General features: G+C 65.7%; 1 protein-coding gene. It reads left to right on the forward strand.

The window, feature by feature from the left end:
* Nucleotides 1-65: 65 nt before the first annotated feature.
* A partial coding sequence (locus EOA60_RS33840; protein WP_206628382.1) for an acyl-CoA dehydrogenase family protein occupies nt 66-1,192 on the forward strand: 1,127 nt, incomplete at its 3' end.

A 1,192-nucleotide genomic window follows, 5' to 3' on the forward strand; every position in this document is an offset into this window, starting at 1 on the left:
AGTATGGATGGCCTCGCTTCGGCTACGCGACTACGGTTGGGCGCACTGGAGGAGAAGTAGGCACAATGTATCGCGCACCGGTCGAGGACATCGCCTTCACGCTGAAGCAGGTGGCCGGCCTGAAGCCGGCGCTGGATGCCGGCACCTTCGGCGATCTGGGCGAGGACCTTGTCGACGCGATCCTGGCCGAGGCCGGGCGCTTCGCCAGCGAGGAGGTTGCGCCGCTCTACAAGATCGGCGACGAGCATGGCGCGGTGTTGAAGGGCGCTTCCGTCACCACACCGCCCGGCTGGAAGGAGCTTTACCGGCGCTGGATCGAAGGCGGCTGGAACGCGCTGTCCGGGCCGGCCGAATATGGCGGCCAGGGCTTGCCGACCATGCTAGCCGTCGCCGCGCTCGAAATGTGGAACTCCGGCGCCATGGCCTTCGGCATCGGCCCGACACTCACCATGGGCGCGGTCGAGGCGCTCGACAAGCACGCCTCCGAGGCGCTCAAGGCCAAATACCTCGCCAAGCTCGTCTCGGGCGAGTGGATGGGCACGATGAACCTGACCGAGCCGCAGGCGGGCTCGGACCTCGGCGCTCTGCGCACCCGTGCCGAGCCTGCCGGCGACGGCACCTACCGCATCTTCGGCCAGAAGATGTTCATCACCTATGGCGAGCACGATTTCACCGACAACATCGTGCATCTGGTGCTGGCTAGGCTGCCCGACGCGCCCGCCGGCACGCGCGGCATCTCGCTCTTCCTGGTGCCGAAGTTCCTGGTCGATGACGATGGCTCGCTCAGCGCCCGCAACGACGTCTTCTGTTCCAGCCTCGAGCACAAGTTCGGCATCCACGCTTCGCCGACCTGCACCATGATCTATGGCGACGGTTTTGCGGGCATGACGCCCGGCGCCATCGGCTGGCTGGTCGGCGAGGAGAACAAGGGGTTGGCCTGCATGTTCACGATGATGAACAACGCTCGTCTCGCGGTGGGCATGCAGGGCGTTGCAGTGGCCGAAACTGCCACGCAGAAGGCGATCGCCTATGCCAATGAGCGCCGGCAGGGCAAGGCATCTGATTATTCAGGGTCCGGCATGGCGCCGATCGCCCATCACCCGGACGTGCAGCGCAATCTTCTCACAATGCAGGCGCTGACGCAGATCGCGCGTGCTATCGCCTATTCCTGCGCGCACGCCATCGACCGTGC

The sequence above is a fragment of the Mesorhizobium sp. M1A.F.Ca.IN.020.06.1.1 genome (genome assembly GCF_004023265.1).
Classification (GTDB): domain Bacteria; phylum Pseudomonadota; class Alphaproteobacteria; order Rhizobiales; family Rhizobiaceae; genus Mesorhizobium.